The 16,930-nt window shown below is 62.4% G+C and carries 20 protein-coding genes; 14 read left to right on the top strand and 6 right to left on the bottom strand.

Annotated elements, in window-relative coordinates:
* Positions 1 to 5: 5 nt before the first annotated feature.
* On the bottom strand, positions 6 to 497 hold the full coding sequence (locus WAQ08_RS03605) for a DUF4124 domain-containing protein (RefSeq protein ID WP_422189268.1): 492 nt from the start codon (positions 495 to 497) through the stop codon (positions 6 to 8).
* Between the two features lie 169 nt (positions 498 to 666).
* On the opposite strand from WAQ08_RS03605, the gene guaB reads away from it, so the two are divergent.
* From guaB to WAQ08_RS03625, 4 genes are all read left to right on the top strand, one after another.
* A complete protein-coding gene (gene guaB / locus WAQ08_RS03610; RefSeq protein WP_422189269.1) occupies positions 667 to 2,139 on the top strand; it encodes an IMP dehydrogenase in 1,473 nt (490 codons plus the stop codon).
* An 86-nt stretch (positions 2,140 to 2,225) separates the two neighbouring features.
* Positions 2,226 to 3,476, top strand: coding sequence for an MFS transporter (locus tag WAQ08_RS03615; RefSeq protein WP_422189270.1), 1,251 nt, complete (start codon positions 2,226 to 2,228; stop codon positions 3,474 to 3,476).
* Between the two features lie 84 nt (positions 3,477 to 3,560).
* Entirely contained in the window at positions 3,561 to 5,165 is a 1,605-nt protein-coding gene (guaA, locus tag WAQ08_RS03620) for a glutamine-hydrolyzing GMP synthase (RefSeq protein WP_422189271.1), read from the top strand.
* A 307-nt stretch (positions 5,166 to 5,472) separates the two neighbouring features.
* Positions 5,473 to 6,684, top strand: coding sequence for a tyrosine-type recombinase/integrase (locus tag WAQ08_RS03625; RefSeq protein ID WP_422189272.1), 1,212 nt, complete (start codon positions 5,473 to 5,475; stop codon positions 6,682 to 6,684).
* 75 nt (positions 6,685 to 6,759) lie between these two features.
* On the opposite strand, the gene WAQ08_RS03630 is transcribed toward WAQ08_RS03625, so the two are convergent.
* Positions 6,760 to 7,755, bottom strand: a complete 996-nt coding sequence (locus tag WAQ08_RS03630) for a LuxR family transcriptional regulator (protein WP_422189273.1) — start codon at positions 7,753 to 7,755, stop codon at positions 6,760 to 6,762.
* A gap of 111 nt (positions 7,756 to 7,866) precedes the next feature.
* Between WAQ08_RS03630 and WAQ08_RS03635 the strand changes: the two genes are divergently transcribed.
* The 10 genes from WAQ08_RS03635 to WAQ08_RS03680 all read left to right on the top strand — a co-directional run bounded on the left by WAQ08_RS03635 (position 7,867) and on the right by WAQ08_RS03680 (position 15,066).
* Entirely contained in the window at positions 7,867 to 8,082 is a 216-nt protein-coding gene (locus WAQ08_RS03635; protein ID WP_422189274.1) for a DNA-binding protein, read from the top strand.
* Positions 8,072 to 8,950 carry a helicase RepA family protein gene (locus WAQ08_RS03640; RefSeq protein WP_422189275.1) on the top strand — a complete coding sequence of 293 codons (879 nt, stop codon included), beginning with the start codon at positions 8,072 to 8,074 and terminating at the stop codon, positions 8,948 to 8,950. The genes WAQ08_RS03635 and WAQ08_RS03640 overlap by 11 nt, the downstream gene beginning before the upstream one ends.
* A complete protein-coding gene (gene repC / locus WAQ08_RS03645; RefSeq protein WP_422189276.1) occupies positions 8,922 to 9,809 on the top strand; it encodes a replication protein C, IncQ-type in 888 nt (295 codons plus the stop codon). The genes WAQ08_RS03640 and repC overlap by 29 nt, the downstream gene beginning before the upstream one ends.
* Before the next feature lie 827 nt (positions 9,810 to 10,636).
* A complete protein-coding gene (locus WAQ08_RS03650; RefSeq protein ID WP_422189277.1) occupies positions 10,637 to 10,891 on the top strand; it encodes a helix-turn-helix transcriptional regulator in 255 nt (84 codons plus the stop codon).
* Positions 10,892 to 10,907: 16 nt separating this feature from the next.
* A complete protein-coding gene (locus tag WAQ08_RS03655; protein WP_422189278.1) occupies positions 10,908 to 11,162 on the top strand; it encodes a TraK family protein in 255 nt (84 codons plus the stop codon).
* 483 nt (positions 11,163 to 11,645) lie between these two features.
* Positions 11,646 to 12,413: a P-type conjugative transfer protein TrbJ gene (gene trbJ, locus WAQ08_RS03660; protein ID WP_422189279.1), complete on the top strand. Its 768-nt coding sequence runs from the start codon at positions 11,646 to 11,648 to the stop codon at positions 12,411 to 12,413.
* A gap of 15 nt (positions 12,414 to 12,428) precedes the next feature.
* Entirely contained in the window at positions 12,429 to 12,635 is a 207-nt protein-coding gene (locus WAQ08_RS03665) for a hypothetical protein (protein WP_422189280.1), read from the top strand.
* Positions 12,632 to 14,260 (top strand): P-type conjugative transfer protein TrbL, encoded by a 1,629-nt coding sequence (gene trbL, locus WAQ08_RS03670; protein WP_422189281.1) that lies wholly within the window; start codon positions 12,632 to 12,634, stop codon positions 14,258 to 14,260. Before WAQ08_RS03665 ends, trbL begins: the two co-directional genes overlap by 4 nt.
* The gene (locus tag WAQ08_RS03675; RefSeq protein ID WP_422189282.1) at positions 14,257 to 14,820 is read left to right on the top strand and encodes a KorB domain-containing protein; all 564 of its coding nucleotides are present in this window, start codon (positions 14,257 to 14,259) and stop codon (positions 14,818 to 14,820) included. The genes trbL and WAQ08_RS03675 overlap by 4 nt, the downstream gene beginning before the upstream one ends.
* Before the next feature lie 12 nt (positions 14,821 to 14,832).
* A complete protein-coding gene (locus WAQ08_RS03680) occupies positions 14,833 to 15,066 on the top strand; it encodes a hypothetical protein (RefSeq protein WP_422189283.1) in 234 nt (77 codons plus the stop codon).
* Between the two features lie 74 nt (positions 15,067 to 15,140).
* Here the strand turns inward: WAQ08_RS03680 and WAQ08_RS03685 are convergent, their stop codons facing one another.
* Genes WAQ08_RS03685 through WAQ08_RS03700 form a run of 4 tightly spaced genes read right to left on the bottom strand, consistent with a single transcriptional unit; the run spans position 15,141 to position 16,828 of the window.
* A complete protein-coding gene (locus WAQ08_RS03685; RefSeq protein ID WP_422189284.1) occupies positions 15,141 to 15,578 on the bottom strand; it encodes a hypothetical protein in 438 nt (145 codons plus the stop codon).
* Positions 15,575 to 16,147 carry a hypothetical protein gene (locus tag WAQ08_RS03690; protein ID WP_422189285.1) on the bottom strand — a complete coding sequence of 191 codons (573 nt, stop codon included), beginning with the start codon at positions 16,145 to 16,147 and terminating at the stop codon, positions 15,575 to 15,577. The genes WAQ08_RS03685 and WAQ08_RS03690 overlap by 4 nt, the downstream gene beginning before the upstream one ends.
* A 20-nt stretch (positions 16,148 to 16,167) precedes the next feature.
* Complete coding sequence (locus WAQ08_RS03695; protein WP_422189286.1) at positions 16,168 to 16,593, bottom strand: DUF2442 domain-containing protein; 426 nt, start codon at positions 16,591 to 16,593, stop codon at positions 16,168 to 16,170.
* Positions 16,580 to 16,828 carry a DUF4160 domain-containing protein gene (locus tag WAQ08_RS03700; RefSeq protein WP_422189287.1) on the bottom strand — a complete coding sequence of 83 codons (249 nt, stop codon included), beginning with the start codon at positions 16,826 to 16,828 and terminating at the stop codon, positions 16,580 to 16,582. The genes WAQ08_RS03695 and WAQ08_RS03700 overlap by 14 nt, the downstream gene beginning before the upstream one ends.
* Positions 16,829 to 16,930 lie beyond the last annotated feature (102 nt).

Raw genomic sequence — 16,930 nt, forward strand, 5'->3', positions numbered from 1 at the left:
AAGGCTCATTTGCAGTTGCTGTTGAGCACCTCGCGGTTGCGCGAGGTCTCCTGGGCGCGGGCCGCGTCATCAAGGACCTCTCGCTCGCCACTCGCAGTGGTGCGGGCGATGCGCATGCCACTGTCCAGCGAGCGCTGGTAGCTGCGGGCACGTTCACAATTGGCTGCGCGGGTCTTGGCCCGCTCTGCGTCGGCGGCCTTCTTGGCGGCGTCCTTCTCCGCCTCGGCCTTGCGCTTGCGGGCTTCCAACTCGGGGTCGGAGGACTTCAGGCCGGGCAGCGCGGCTGCTGGGGCGGCTGGTACAGGCGCGCTGGGCAGCGCTTGCGCAGCGCGGGCCGAACCGCTGGGGCGCCCCAGAATGTCCTTGTCCAGCACGCCGGGGGGCGGCGGGCGGTCGCTGTACTGGATCTGGCCCTGGGCGTCACGCCACTTCCACTGCGCGGCAGCTTCGGTGGGCGATGTGAACAACGCGGCCAGCATCAGAGGCGCTGCGGCCATGGCAAGGAAGGCGAGTCGGTTCGTGCGCATGGGCCGCAGTGTAGCGCCGCCGGCCGGGGCGCAGTCGTCGTCAGATGTGACGAGTTGCTGACAAAAGCCGCCGGAAAACCCGACACTGACGCCGCGGCCCGACAGGTCTATAATCCGCTTTTGCGTCTGGAGCCTGTTCATGCGCCTGCTTGGTAAAGCACTCACGTTCGACGACGTGCTGCTGGTGCCCGCCTATTCTCAAGTGTTGCCCCGCGACACTTCGCTGGCCACCCGCCTGTCCCGCAACATCCAATTGAATCTGCCGCTCGTGTCCGCCGCCATGGACACCGTCACCGAGGCGCGCCTGGCCATCGCCATTGCGCAAGAAGGTGGCATCGGCATCGTCCACAAGAACCTCACGCCCAAGCAGCAGGCAGCCGAAGTGGCGCGTGTCAAGCGCTATGAGTCCGGCGTGCTGCGTGATCCGATCACGATCTCGTCCGGCGTCAAGGTGCGCGATGTGATCGAACTGTCGCGTCAGCACGGCATTTCCGGCTTCCCGGTGGTCGATGATGGCAAGGTGGTTGGCATTGTCACCGGCCGTGACCTGCGCTTCGAGACCCGCCTCGATGTTCCGGTGCGCGAGATCATGACCCCGCGCGAGCGCCTGATCGTGGTCAAGGATGGCGCATCGCCAGCCGAGGCCAAGGCCCTGATGCACCAGCACAAGCTGGAGCGCGTGCTGGTCGTGAACGACGCCTTCGAGTTGCGTGGCCTGATGACCGTCAAGGACATCACCAAGCAGAACACCTTCCCCAACGCCGCCCGTGACTCGCACGGCAAGCTGCGCGTAGGCGCCGCCGTTGGCGTGGGCGATGGCACCGAAGAGCGTGTCGAACTGCTGGTCAAGGCCGGTGTCGATGCCCTGGTGGTGGACACGGCCCACGGCCACAGCCATGGCGTGATCGAGCGCGTGCGCTGGGTCAAGAAGAACTTCCCGCAGGTGGACGTGATCGGCGGCAACATCGCCACCGGTGCGGCTGCCCTGGCCCTGGTCGAAGCCGGTGCCGACGGCGTCAAGGTCGGTATCGGCCCTGGCTCCATCTGCACCACCCGCATCGTGGCCGGTGTGGGTGTGCCCCAGATCATGGCCATCGACAACGTGGCCACGGCGCTGCAGGGCACGGGCGTGCCCCTGATCGCCGACGGCGGCATCCGCTACTCCGGTGACATCGCCAAGGCCATCGCCGCTGGCGCCAGCACCGTGATGATGGGCGGCATGTTCGCCGGCACCGAAGAAGCGCCTGGCGAGGTCATCCTCTACCAGGGCCGCAGCTACAAGAGCTACCGCGGCATGGGCTCCATCGGCGCCATGAAGGACGGTTCTGCCGACCGCTATTTCCAGGAAAACGACGAGACCACCAACCCCAATGCCGACAAGCTCGTGCCCGAGGGGATCGAAGGTCGCGTGCCCTATAAGGGCTCGGTCGTGGCGATCCTGTACCAGATGGCCGGTGGCGTGCGCGCCTCCATGGGCTACTGTGGCTGCGCCACCATCGACGACATGCGCAACCGCGCCGAGTTCGTTGAGATCACGGCCGCCGGCATCCGCGAAAGCCACGTGCACGACGTGCAGATCACCAAGGAAGCGCCCAACTACCGCATGGAGTGATCCAGGTGGTTTGACGCGAAGGCATGGAAGGGGCGCCTGCTTGGCGCCTGCCGGCCGCCCTGACAACGACGACCGACAGGACAGCGATGGGTTCTGCCAGCGGCCGCCAGGCGGCCATGCCTTTCATCATGGTGACGGTGCTGCTCGACATGATGTCGATCGGCATCATCGCGCCTGTGCTGCCCAAGCTCATCGGCTCATTCATGCAGTCGGGGGCCAGCACCTCGATGGGCTACGGGGCCGCGCAGGCGGCCTTCGCCATCGCGCAGTTCTTCAGCGCGCCGGTGCTGGGGGCGCTGTCCGACCGTTACGGGCGCCGGCCCATCCTGCTGCTCGGCCTGCTGGGCATGGGCATCAATTTCTTTGTCACAGCGCTGGCCACCGAGTTCTGGATGCTGTTGGCGGTGCGCATGATGGGCGGCGCCGTGTGCGCCAACATCGCCGTGGCCAACGCCTACGTGGCCGACATCAGCAAGCCTGAAGACCGCGCCAAGAACTACGGCCTGCTGGGTGCCATGTTCGGCCTGGGCTTCATCATGGGCCCCGTGATGGGTGGCCTGCTGGGTGAGCATGACCTGCACTGGCCCTTCTTCCTGGCCGGTGCGTTGTGCCTGCTCAACTGTGTATATGGCTGCTTCGTGCTGCCGGAATCGCTGCCGCAGGACAAGCGCCGCGAGTTCAGGCTGGCCAGCGCCAACCCGTTCACCGCGCTGGCCCGCCTGCGTGAGCTCAAGGGCGTCGAGACGCTGATGTGGATCATGGGCCTGTCCATCCTGGCCCAGTTCTGCCTGCACACCAGCTGGTTCCTCTACACCGAGTTCAAGTTCGGCTGGACGCCGCGAGACAACGGCCTGTCGCTGTTGGCCGTGGGCGGCATGGCGGTGCTGGTGCAAGGGGGCCTGCTGCGCCAGTTCCAGAAGCATTTCGCGCTGCACAAGCTGGTCATCGTCGGCCTGATCTCGTCCACGATCGCGTTCGCGCTGTATGGCGCGGTGCCCGTGGGCTGGATGATCTTCGTGGTCGTGGTGGCCAATGTGTTCGGCTACATGGTGCAGCCAGGCTTGCAGAGCCTGGTGGCCAACGCGGTCGATCCCACCCGCCAGGGCGAGAGCATGGGCGCGGTGTCGTCCATCAACAGCGTGGCGGCGGTACTGGGCCCGGTGCTGGGCACGCCGCTGCTGGCCGCTGTTTCCCATTACCCGCAGGGGGATTGGCGCGTGGGCGCGCCGTTCTACCTGTGCGCGGCCATCCAGGGCGTGGCCGCCATCATCGGCGTGCGCTACTTCACCCAGCAGCGCAACCTCCCGGCTGTCGATCTCAAGGTCAAGAGCACCTGACCTGAGTCTCACCTGCGTTTTGCTTGAACCGACTACGCCCCGTCTGCCCTGCCGCCACCTCATTCGCTTCCAGAGATCCCCACCATGCATGACAAGATCCTTATCCTCGACTTCGGCTCCCAGGTCACCCAGCTGATCGCGCGCCGTGTGCGCGAGGCCCACGTCTTCTGCGAGATCCACCCCAATGATGTGTCCGACGACTTCATCAAGTCGTTCAACCCCAAGGGCATCATCCTGTCGGGCAGCCACGCCAGCACCTACGAAGACCACCAACTGCGCGCGCCGCAGGCTGTGTGGGACCTGGGCGTGCCTGTGCTGGGCATCTGCTACGGCATGCAGACCATGGCCGTGCAACTGGGCGGCGAGGTGAGCTGGAGCGACACGCGCGAGTTCGGCTACGCCGAGGTGCGCGCCCATGGCCACACCCAACTGCTCGATGGCGTGCAGGACTTCACCACCCCCGAAGGCCACGGCATGCTCAAGGTGTGGATGAGCCATGGCGACAAGGTCACCGCGCTGCCGCCGGGCTTCAAACTGATGGCCTCCACGCCCAGCTGCCCGATCGCCGGCATGGCCAACGAAGACAAGCGCTACTACGCCGTGCAGTTCCACCCCGAGGTGACACACACCATCCAGGGCCACGCCATGATCACCCGCTTCGTGCGCGAGATCAGCGGCTGCGCGGGCGACTGGATCATGGGCGACTACATCGAAGAGGCTGTGGCCAAGATCCGCGAACAGGTGGGCGATGAAGAAGTCATCCTGGGCCTGTCTGGCGGTGTCGACTCCAGCGTGGCTGCCGCGCTGATCCACCGCGCCATCGGCGACCAGTTGACCTGCGTGTTCGTCGACCACGGCCTGCTGCGCCTGAACGAGGGCGACATGGTCATGGACATGTTCGAGGGCAAGCTGCACGCCAAGGTGATCCGCGTGGACGCCGCCGATCTGTTCCTGGGCCAATTGGCTGGCGTGACCGACCCCGAGAAAAAGCGCAAGATCATCGGCGGCCTGTTCGTCGATGTGTTCAAGGCCGAGGCCGGCAAGCTCAAGGCCAGTGGCCAGGGCCACAAGGGTGCGACCTTCCTGGCGCAAGGCACCATCTACCCCGACGTGGTGGAAAGCGGTGGCACCAAGACCAAGAAGGCCACCACCATCAAGAGCCACCACAACGTGGGCGGCCTGCCGGAGCAACTGGGCCTGAAACTGCTTGAGCCGCTGCGCGAGCTGTTCAAGGACGAGGTGCGCGAGCTGGGCGTGGCCCTGGGCCTGCCGCCCGAGATGGTCTACCGCCACCCCTTTCCGGGCCCGGGCCTGGGTGTGCGCATCCTGGGCGAGGTCAAGAAGGAGTACGCCGACCTGCTGCGCCGTGCCGATGCCATCTTCATCGAAGAGCTGCGCTCCACCATCGACCCCAACAGTGGCAAGAGCTGGTACGACATGACCAGCCAGGCTTTCACGGTGTTCCTGCCCGTCAAGAGCGTGGGCGTGATGGGCGATGGCCGCACGTACGACTACGTGGTGGCCCTGCGTGCCGTGCAGACCAGCGACTTCATGACCGCCGACTGGGCCGAGCTGCCCTACAGCATGCTCAAGCGCGTGTCGGGGCGGATCATCAATGAAGTGCGTGGCATCAACCGCGTCACCTACGACGTGTCCAGCAAGCCGCCTGCCACCATTGAGTGGGAGTGATTTGGCGTCTGGCACTGGCTGGCACCTAGTAGCAGGAGAATACACCTAAGCCCGTGTCATTGCGGGCTTTTTTGTGATTTCGTTCGGCACCGGCTGGCAATCTTTGGCATCGCCAAGCATCGTTTTTTCATGGCATGATGAATGGCATTGAAGATAACGATGCCATGAGGTTCCATCTATACCATGTAGCTACCCTTCTAGCGGTCATGGTATTAATCTGACGTAGTGCAATGATTTCATTGCGTTTTTACGCCAGGATTGGACTGATTTTAGATCATGGTATTTGAGTCGCACTAGGGCGAGAACCATGCTGACCGATACCAAGCTGCGCAACCTCAAGCCGAGGGACAAGCTCTACAAGGAGAACGACCGTGATGGCCTCTATGTGGCCGTCACGCCGGCTGGGGCGATCTCTTTCCGCTACAACTACTCGATCCACGGCCGGCAGGAGACCATCACCTTCGGCCGCTATGGCATAGGCGGCCTCACGCTGGCCGAGGCCCGCGAGCGGCTGAGCGAGGCCAAGAAGATGATCGCGGCCGGGAAGTCGCCTGCCAAGGAAAAGGCGCGAGACAAGGCCCGCGTCAAGGATGCGGAGACGTTCGGAGCCTGGGCAGAAAAGTGGCTGCGCGGCTACCAGATGGCCGATTCCACCCGCGATATGCGCCGCTCAGTCTACGAGCGAGACTTGAAGCCGAAATTCGGCAATCAGAAACTGGTGGAGATCACCCACGAGGACTTGCGGGCACTGACCGATGCCATCGTGGAGCGCGGTGCGCCGGCAACGGCAGTGCATGTTCGCGAGGTGGTGATGCAGGTCTATCGATGGGCCATCGAGCGCGGCCAGAAGATCGAGAACCCGGCAGAGCTGGTGCGCCCGACGAGCATCGCCAAGTTCGAGCCACGCGACCGTGCGCTGATGCCCGATGAAATCGGCTTGATGTACCAGTACATGGAGCGCATCGGCACGACGCCATCTATCCGGGCGGCAGCCAAGCTGTTGTTGCTGACGATGGTGCGCAAGAGCGAGCTGACCAATGCGACCTGGAGCGAGGTCAGTTTCAGTGACGCGCTTTGGACGATCCCGAAGGAGCGGATGAAGCGGCGCAATCCGCACCTGGTGTTCCTGTCTCGGCAGGCGCTAGACATCTTCATTGCCCTGAAAACGTTCGCGGGTGGATCAGACTATGTGTTGCCGTCGCGTTACGACTCGGACTTGCCCATGAGCAGCGCCACGCTCAACCAGGTGCTGACGCTGACGTATCGGCTGGCGCAGAAGGAAGGGAAGTCGCTCGCCAAGTTCGGGCCACATGACTTGCGGCGCACGGCCAGCACGTTGCTGCACGAAGCTGGCTACAACACCGATTGGATCGAGAAGTGCCTTGCGCATGAGCAGAAGGGCGTGCGGGCGGTCTACAACAAGGCTGAGTACCGCGAGCAGCGCACCGCCATGCTGCAAGACTGGGCCGACATGATCGATGAATGGACGCTGAAGCGGCCGAAGGACTTGGTCGGTTGAGGTCGATAGGCCCAGCACGATGTTGATCCTTGAGGGGCGCTGAATTTTCGCCGCTAAAAAATGGAGCCCTGGCGGTCAGCGAGCGATGCGCTTCTTCCGCCTTTTAAGGTGGAAGATCGCGGGGATCGAGGCCAGTGCTTTGGATACGGCTTGACGTGTCAGCGGCTGCTGTTCGCTGCCCAGCAGCCTCTTTGCAATCTCCGACTGATTGAGCCCGGAAAGCTGAAGCATCAGCATCTTCTTCTTGGCGTCCGACAGATTCGCATCCACCATCAGCCGCGCCAGGTCGCGCAACTCCGCTTTGTCCGCTGGCTGGATAGTCTGGCCCAGGAAGTATTCGTAGAAGTAGCCATCCACCAGCTCATCGCCGGATGCTGCCGCTTGCGCTGATGATCGCTTCGCGCATTGTCGGTTGAGCCGAGCGAGTTCGAGATCGAACTGATCGACTGATCGCCTCGCTTGCCGATAGGCCGGGTTCCATGCGCCGCTTGGCAGTCTGGGCCGATGATCCAGACAGTATTGGCTGCTCAACCGAAGTTCGTCCTCTGGATCGTTGGCCTTCGGGGTGTCGTTTCCCTCAGCGTACAAGGCAAGTTCGGTGAGCGATCCGCAGAACCGGCAATAGCCCTGACGGCGCTCACCATTCAGGCGAGTGGTGCGCACCTGAGACTTCGCGGGCCGCCTGCAGGCGCAGTCCTGAACCAATTCAATCAAGGTTTCCAGGGTCGCGACAAACCGCTGATCCCTCGTGGTCTGCCTGTCCACAGTCTTGATGAACTGGTGCAGCAACTGACGCTGTACGCGAACCATTGCGTCAAGCCCGACCAGCCGAATGATCCCGCTAAGGCTAACTCCTGTTCCGGCTCCAGGGAGGTGGCCCAAATAGCGGTATGGCAGCGTTTCCGTGTACGCCGCCACAGCGGGGTCGATGATTTCTTCGATCAGACGAACGATAGGGTAGCGACGCGAGGATGCGGAGTAGGGCCGCCAGCGCTCCTGAAACTGTGCGATGGCTACTCCCACGGCAGGATCGCAGCTCTCCCAGATAGAAATGGTTTTGTTGTTTTTCATGTCAACCATTATTGCCAATTAATAGGCTGCCTACAACTGAGGCAATGCATAGCCTTCGCTCACGTTCGTTTGAGTTCGGAGGAATGCGCGATGACCATGGAGGAGACCCTGTTGGACCGATTCGGCCCGCTGCTGAGGATAGGGCAGCTTGCCGCATTGCTGGATCGGTCTCCTGACGGCTTACGAAACAGCTTGCGTTTGCCAGCCGATGAGGCAATGCAGAGCCTCAAAGAGGCCCGCGTCAAAGTTGGCCGGCGCGTCTACTTCCGGACTTCGGAAGTCGCCAAGGTATTGGGCGATGGATCGGAGCTGGCGCGTGGCAATTGACGTACTGGCAGCGTTCGAGAACGAGCCGCCCGTCCTTGACTTTGTGTGGCCCGGCTTCCTCGCTGGCACCGTTGGCGCGCTTGTCGCACCAGGTGCGACGGGAAAGAGCTTCTGGGCCCTGGAAGCGGCCATGAGCATCGCATGCAGTGTTTCCGGTGGTGATTTGCTGGGCATAGCTCCCAAGCACACCGGGTCGGTCTTGTACCTCGCCGGTGAAGACCCCGAGCCCGCGCTGATCCGCCGGGTTCACGCCATCGGCAAACACTTGGCCGCCGATGCACGCGCAGCCATTGCCGAAGGGCTGACGCTCGAACCGATCATGGGCCTTGGGTTTGACGTGATGAACGTCAGGCAGTTCGAGCGACTGGCAGAGCGCGGGCAAGGGCAGCGTTTGATCGTGCTCGACACGTTGAGCCGCATTCACCAGCTCGACGAGAACAGCAATGGGGACATGTCCAAGCTGATCGCCCGCCTGGAGCGCCTGGCAGCCAGCACCGGTGCGGCCGTGCTGTTTCTGCATCACGTCAGCAAGGGTAGTGCGCGTGACGGCCTGGCAGATCAGCAACAGGCAGCGCGTGGCGCCTCGGCGTTGATCGACAACGCCAGATGGTGCGGATACGTCGCCCGTATGACCGATGAAGAGGCGAAGCGGCTGAGCGACCGTTCCCACGGCTGGCAACCTGTCGGCGGCGAGCGGCGCGGCCACTTCGTGCGTTTCGGCGTTAGCAAGCAGAACTACGACGCTACGCCGCTTGATCGCTGGTACATGCGGCACGCAGGCGGTGTTCTGGTGCCAGTAGCACTGCATGAGACCAGCAGGAACGAGGAAAAGGGACGTGATGGTCGGAGGCAAGGCGATGGCTTTTGACCTCACCCATGCCAGACACGATCCAATGCACTGCCTGGTTCCTGGCTTGTTCCGTAGCCTCAAGCGCGGTGAACGAAAGAAGCTCAAGCTTGATGTGACGTATCACTACGCCGAGAGTGAACAAGCGCGGTTCGTCGGCTTCGAGCCTCTTGGCGCAGATGACATGCGGCTGCTGCAAGGACTCGTGGCTCTTGGGGGGCCGAAGGGCATCATCCTGACGCCAGAGCCAACAGCAGACTTGCCGAAGCAACTGCGCTTATTCCTTGAGCCGAAGTTTGACGCGGCTGGGCAGGATGCCCTTGTCGTGCGAGAGAGTGTGACAGGTCTGCTATCCGAAATCGGCTTGACCGATGGTGGCGACAACATCAAGGCGATCAAGGCGTGCTTGCTGCGCATGGCAAACGTGACGGTGGTAGTCAGCAAGGGGAGTAGACAAAGGTCTTTTCACCTGATGAGCTATGCCTTCGACGAGGAAGACGGGCGGTTATTCGTCGCGCTGAATCCACAGATTGCAGAGGCGATTCTTGGGCGGCGACCGTATACCCGCATCGAGATGGCTGAGGTGCGGGCACTCCAGACCGACCCAGCCCGCCTGATTCACCAACGGCTATGCGGCTGGATCGATCCCGGTAAAACCGGGCGCGTGGAACTCGACACCCTTGCTGGCTACGTCTGGCCAGAAGGTGCGAACGCCGAGGCCATGAAGAAGCGCCGCCAGAAGGCCCGCAGGGCTCTGGCCGAGCTTGACTCCGTGGGCTGGAAGGTGAGCGAGTATGCGCCAGGCAAGTGGGAAATTGGCAGGCCAAAGCCCGTAGAAACGTTCCCCAAGCTCCGTAGCAATGTTCCCCTTCACCCGTAGGAACGTTCCCCGATCCAAGCCGGAAAGCACAGCAATGGCGCGGGTTTGCGGCTGGTTCACAAATTCCATCCATGATCTTCCAAGATCATCCACTAGGCGCGGGCATTTGCCGCCGACCTTTCTGGCGACGGCAAGCCCTAGCCGATGGACGGCCTTCGGCCGTCAAGTTGTACGCCAGAAGGGTGGTCAGCCCCGGTCTGTTTCTTTAGCGGCGATAGCGCCGTAGTCCTCAAATGTGTCAACAGGTGCTGTTGTATGTTGTAGCGCGCTACAACATACAACGCGCTACACCATACAAGGTCGATCACGATCTATGAGGGATACCGGGCCTCCAGCTCGGTGCAGGCGTCGGCCGCCGTCCACCGTACCAGGTCAGCGCCTCGAAATCTGAGTGATTGCACGTTGGCCAAGGTGGACGTTCGCGCGAGGCCGCAGGAGCGACGAAAAGCCACCAGGTTGGTGTCGTACCGTGCCTGGCAGTCGGCCCGAACGCGTTCCCGGGCCTCCCAGGGTCTCCGAAGGGCCGCTTGCGCCAGCAGGAAACCAGGCGACCCCCTCCTTGGCGTAAACCATTGCGGTCTTGGTGCGTCACCGCCGTTCCTTGTTGGCCATGAGTGGTTCGTTGTGACGATATTGACCACTTCGTCGGGTCAATCTGCCCCTGCTGGTGCTCCAGATTTCCGGGCCTCACTCAGTCGGAGACTGCAAAGCGACTGCTAGGCAGCGAGGTTCTATGACAACCTAAGTTGCCAATTATTGGGTCGAGATGTTCGGCTTTTCCAGGCACTATCAGGCACATGTTCGCAAGTGAATGAAGACGCCAGAAGATGCAAGCAACAGATAAACCACGCCAGCCGATTGCGGAGGCGGCGAAGGGCAAGACCCTTATTAATCGCAGGAAGCTGCTGGCGATGATCCCGCTATCCGACCGCACGATTTTCAACTTGGAGCAGCGGGGTGAGTTTCCGCGTCGCTTTGCGCTGACCAGCCGCAATGTGGTCTGGGATTTGGCCGAGATCGAGGAATGGATTGAGGCGCGCAAGTCATCGGGTGAGCAGGCCCGCCGCCCCGGCATCGTCTAGGGAGTAGGTGGCCACGATGAATGACTCGGAAAGGGCGCTTCTGGATGCCATGGCCGGATGGGCCTGCAAGAACACGGAGAAAGACCGTCGAAGTTCATCCCTGGCAGTTTTCATGGCGTTGCGCGAGGACGTGAAAACCGCCATGGATGCCGGCTATTCGCGGCGAACGATTTGGGAATTCCTGACCGACACGCAGAAGGTTCCATTCACCTATGGAACCTTCATCAGGTACGTTAAGGAGCACATCACCGACAGCGAGGGACGGCAATGACAGGGAACGCCCATCAGCACAGCGTTAGCTGTGCTTCCTATGAGTCGATCCACTGTATGCAGTGCTTTTCGCATGGAAAGCAGTGTATTTCGATTGGAAAGCGGTGGTACTCGCGCAAACCACTTCTTTCCAATGCTTTGCGACGTGCCTCCACTCTTCCGCACAACGAAAAACACATCCGAACAGCGGGCAGGATGGGTGAAGTAGGCCCACCCGCTGCGCGGTTGTCCCTCTTCACTGACCCTTATTCGCACCTGGTGGTGCTCAACGGTCATCCTGCCCTGCAGGGCCAAGCGGCTGCCGCCGCTGAGGTGATACGCCAAGGGAGGGGGGCGACTCCACAACGAAATATCCGGGCGCTCTTGGCCGGGATGCAAGAACTCAGGATGGCATGACAGCGGCAACGCGCTTGGTCATTCACCCGGGTGCCAACCGTTGAGGCATTCAACGACTTTCGCAGCTAAATTTTTAAAAGAGGTCTATATGCGATTCAAGAAGGTGATTTCCGCTGTCGCGGTTGCACTGGCGGTTTCTTCGCCGACATACGCGGGGGTTCCGGTTGTAGACGGGATCAACCTGCCGCAGAACATCATGGCGGCCATAGAAGCAGTGGCTCAGACGCTCAAGCAGATTGAGCAATACAGCACCCAGCTCCAGCAGTACGAAAACATGCTCCAGAACACCGTGGCCCCGGCCGCGTACATCTGGGATCAGGCGCAGACCACGATCAACAACCTGCAACGCGCCACCGACACGCTGAACTACTACAAGACCCAGCTCGGGAGCTTGGACAACTACCTGGCCAAGTTCCAGGACGTGAGTTACTACCGCAGCGCCGCGTGCTTCTCTCGGGACGGCTGCACGGCCACCCAGCGGGCCGCGCTGGACGCCAACGCGGCCACGGCCTCCCAGGCGCTGAAGAAGGCCCACGATGCGATGTTCCAAGGCATCGACCAGCAGCAATCGAACCTGAGCAGCGATTCCGCCCAGCTCCAGCGCCTGCAAGCGCAGGCCCAGGGCGCAACCGGGCAGATGGCGGCCATCGGCTTTGCCAACCAACTGGCCAGCAACCAAGCCAACCAGCTCCTGCAAATCCGCGCCTTGCTGATCGCCCAGCAGAACGCGATGGCCACGCGGGCCAACGCGGACGCGGACAAGGAAGCGCAACAGGCCGCAGCTCGCGCCACGTCCACCGAGGCCCGCATTGATCGCACCAGCCGCCCGACCAACTGGCTGGGCCTGACCCGCTGAAGGAGGAACACGACCATGAACCGCCTACACCCGGTCGCCCTGGCCATCGTCTTCGTTGCCCTGCTGGCCGGGTGTGGCCAGAAGGAGCCTGGCCAGCAAGAGCCCGATTGCAAGAACCCCAGCACTCAGGAGGAAAAGCAGAAGTGCGCCCACAAGGAATCGACCGAGCCCCGGATTGCCCCGACCGAGAAGCCCAAGAACTGGCTGGAGGTCAAGCCATGAAGACGCAACGACTGAGTGCCGCGGCCGTCATCGGCCTGGTCTTGCTGCTGTACTCGACGGGAGCCGCCGCGCAGCTCACCAACCAAGGGATGCTTGACCAGGTGGTGACAGCGTTCGCCACCCGCGCCGCGAGCTGGCAGACGGTCATCAAAGGGGCAGCCACTTGGCTGTACTGGACGCTGGTGACGATCTCTCTGGTCTGGACGGGTGGAACGCTGCTGCTGCGTGGGGGCGGCATTCAGGAATTCTTCAGTGAGCTCGTCCGCTTCATCATGTTCACGGGCTTTTTCTGGTGGTTGCTCGACAACGGTCCGGCCTTCGCCTCATCCATCATCCAGTCGCTCCAACTCCTGGGGGAACGTGCCTCTGGCGTGTCATCCGTGACGCCCTCGGGCATCGTGGATATCGGCTTCATGATCTGGCGGCAGGCCATCACGAACCTGTCGATTTGGAGCCCCGTCGATAGCATCGTCGGCCTGACCCTGAGCGCGGCCATCATGGTGCTCCTGGCGGCGGTGGCCGTGAACATGATGCTGGTGCTCGTGTCCGCTTGGATCTTGATGTACGCGGGGATCTTCTTCCTGGGTTTCGGCGGCTCGCGCTGGACTTCCGACATGTCCATCAGCTACTACAAAACGGTGCTGGGCGTGGGCATGCAGCTTCTGACGATGGTGATCCTCGTCGGTATCGGCGTTGACCTGCTCAATACGTTCTACGCCAAGATGAACAAGGGCACGCTCAACTTCGATGAGCTGGGCGTGATGATGGTTTTCTGCGTTACCTTGTTGATGCTGATTACCCGCGTGCCCCCCCTCGTGGCCAGCATCGTGTCTGGCGGGGGTGTCGGCGCAGCATCGTCCATCGGTAGCAGTGTTGGTGCCGGGACGGTCGTTGGCGCTGCAATGGCCGGTGCAAGCGTCGCCTCGGCAGCAGCCAGCATGGCAGGCGGCGCAATGATGGGCGCGGCTCAGAACATGGCCGGTGGTGCCTCAGCGATCAAGGCAGCCTTTGCGGCTGCGAACGCTGGTGGTGGTGAAAGCGCGGGGGCTATGGCTGCTCCTGCGGCTGGTGGAGCATCGTCGGGCGGTATGGCCGCTGGTGGTGCCGGTGGCGGCTCTAGCGGCGACACGGCCGGCAGCACGCCGTTTGCACAAGCGGCCGGGTTCTCCGAGTCGCTGGGCGGTGGTGGCAGCTCGATGGCTGGAGGCTCTGACACCCAGCAGGCTTCAAGTGGCGAGGCCGATGCGAAGGGCGGCGGCGATGCTGGCCGGAAGGCCCAGGCCCGTGGCCAGGCTGGTGGAGCGGGAGCAACCCAGGCTGGTGGCCAGACCTCTGGCAGCTCGATGGCCGGGCGCATGGCGACGGCCGCAGCCAAGGCGGGCAAGGTGGCTGCTGGGACTGGTGCAAACCTTGCCGCAGGCATTGGCAGCGTGATGGCGGCTAAGGCCGATCAGATGGCTGCCAGCTTCCAAGCCGGTGTAGAGCAGACCGTGGGCGGGAAGGTCGCGACGGCCATCCGCCAGGTGGCCGACGCACCTAGCTTCGGCGGGGACTCGATTTCGGCCCCGGCCGGGGATGCTGAAGAGATCGCCGCCTTTGTGAACCGACCGGAGACACGAGCATGAGCGCACTTGCCGCCAACTACCTCGGGGACATTGCCGCTGCGCTGGATGCCCCGCGCCCGCAGGTGCTGGCCTGCTTCATCGGCCGCGAGCTGGCCAAGGGCCGTACCAAGACCGACATTGCCCGGTCGCTGGGCAAGTCCACGCCCTGGGTGGCGCAGCACGCGGCTTTGTTGTCACTGCCTGCGCCGATCGCCAAGGCCGTCCAGCAGGGCCGCACGGCAGACGTGACCCTCATCAACGAGCTGGCGAAGGCTTACCGGGCCGATCCCCTGCGGGTGACGGCCTGGCTGAAGTACGCCGACCACAGCATCACCCGTGAAGCGGTGCGACTGCTGCGCGAGCAGGCCGAACCAGGCACGCCAACGAAGAAGGAGGGGGTGGGCGGTCGCCCCTTCAAGCGCCGCCCCATGCTGTACGTTACCCATGGCCGCAAGAAGGGGTGCATCATCCTCAACCGGCTTCCAGGAGAAACTGGCTGGGTGTGGGTTCGCTACGACCAGGACGGCCGCGAGGTCGAGGTACCAGTGTCCGAAGTGAAACTTATTGGCCTCAGCACTTGATTGGATGACCCCATGAGCGATGCAGAACCGAAGGTGCCCTCCTACCGTGACCAGGACACATCCGTCTTGTCCTTGCCTGCATTCGTGACCGTGGAGACGCCCGACCAGGAAGAGCGGCCAGCCGACGACCAGGCTGGCCGCCAACGGCGAACCTTTGAAGACTGGCAGCGCGACATGACGGCCAACCTGAACAGGATGGCCGCTGATGAGCAGTATCGGAGCGAGGTCGCCGCCCGCCAGTCATAGAGCCGAGGATTGCGACTTCTGAGGTACAGCGCCCGCCATCACGACTTCTGAGGTACGCGGCCGGGTGGTGCACGTCAGGGAGCAGGCGCTACACGACAGTCCGTGACTGCGAACCTTTCGGGTGGCGTCTCCCACCCGCTGGCCTCTCGGCCAAAGAACTCTTCCAGCCCAGGTGTCGCCTGCGAGTTCGAGTCGATCAGGACCTTGTTCTGGTCTGGCCCTATGAACACTACGCTGGCCCCTTGGGGCAGGTTCGCGCATGTGTGCTTGCCGTTGAAATCCAGGACTCTGGCCAACTGGTACACCTTCGTTGGAAGCTGCGCATCGTCCAGCGTGCGGAAGAGCCAAACGCTGATGTTCCCGAAGACAACGGCCGTCATGATGACGACGCCGAGTGAGTGCCAAGAGAAGGTTGGAGACGATGCATCATCGCTTGGCCTTGCGCGGTACCAGAAGTAGGCCAGCACAATGAACAGATGCCATGCCCAGATCAGCCCTACGACCAACATCAAGGGCCAGGCCAGGTGCGTGAATGCAATCCACCCGGTGAGCAACGCACGCGTGTAAGGCAGTGCTCCGGCATCAATGCCAAAGACTCCGTTGACGACTGATGCCGTCTGCCGGCGGAGTAGATGACCAGCGCCGACAGGCCAATGGACGCCAGGAACTTTGTGACGCTGTAGCGCCATACGACATTGGCCAAGCCTGTTCGCTCAACGTGGATGCCGACAAAAACGGCACTGAGAGCCACCCCCCAGGTCTTCAACGCGAATCGGTGTTCGTCAAGCCAGTCCCATCCCGATGCGGCGTGCCCGGAGCCATACCAGGTGAGGAGTCCGCAGATGACGGCCAGCGCATAGAGCGCACTTGTCTCCGCAATTTGGATCGTCAATGGCTCACGTTTTTTCTGCCATGCTGCTTCTCGGGCAAGTGAGACAAGATCAGCCAGGTGATCCTGAATGGTGGCGTGCCGCGTTTTCGCCGTGCCGCCCTTGGCGGTTCCGCGAAGCTGGAACGAGATAGCCTCTAGATGTTCTCGGGAGCGTTTTGGCTCTTGGTAGAGGAACTTTTCGGAACCCATGTGCACCTGCCTACGATCGGTTACGCCTGGGCTGTCTCGCGTGCTTTCTTGGGTCGGCCGCCCAGCTTGCCATTGGCCCTTGCTGCAGCGGCTTTGGCCTCAGTCGAAGCCTGACCGCCGACCTTACCCATCGTTGCAGCCATCCACTTGCGAGAGCCCAGGAAGCCGTCCAGCAGCGCAGGCAGATACAAGTCGGCATCAAGCGCGGGAATGTGCAGCCCCAAGCCCGATGGAGAAATTTCGATCTCTGCCAGGTCGGCCGGAGTGGCCTTCTCCAAGCCTTGTGCGCTGTGCGGCTTGAAGGCGATGCCGAGGCCGGTGCTCAGCTCGATCACCACGCGACCGATACGGCGGTCATAGCGTGCCGAAACGGCCGTCGGAGTCTTGGCCAAGCGTGCGGCACCCCGAGCGTTTGCCGCTTCAAACTGGTCTTTACGGACTGCCATGAATCTTGCTCCACTCGGCGCACAGGTGCGCCAGTCGTTTCCCGAGAGCTGTCTGAATCCGGCTTACTTCGGCCTGCGAAAAACCGTAGTTCTCTCGCAGCTCTGGCGGCCCCTTCGGACAGTTCAGGTTGAACACGGCCTCACAGCCGTTGCCTATGACGTGGACGTGCGCGGGGCGATGATCGTTGGGATAGATCACCACGCGCAGTCCGTCCACTCGATCTACTGTTGGCATCTTATCATGATAACCTGAGCGCTTGGGTTTTATTCATCAGGCCGACGGAACCTCGAAGATTGAGGCTAGGGTGGCTACTGCGAAGTCAATGTTCCCCATGGA

This window comes from Aquabacterium sp. (genome assembly GCF_049274795.1).
Classification (GTDB): domain Bacteria; phylum Pseudomonadota; class Gammaproteobacteria; order Burkholderiales; family Burkholderiaceae_C; genus Aquabacterium.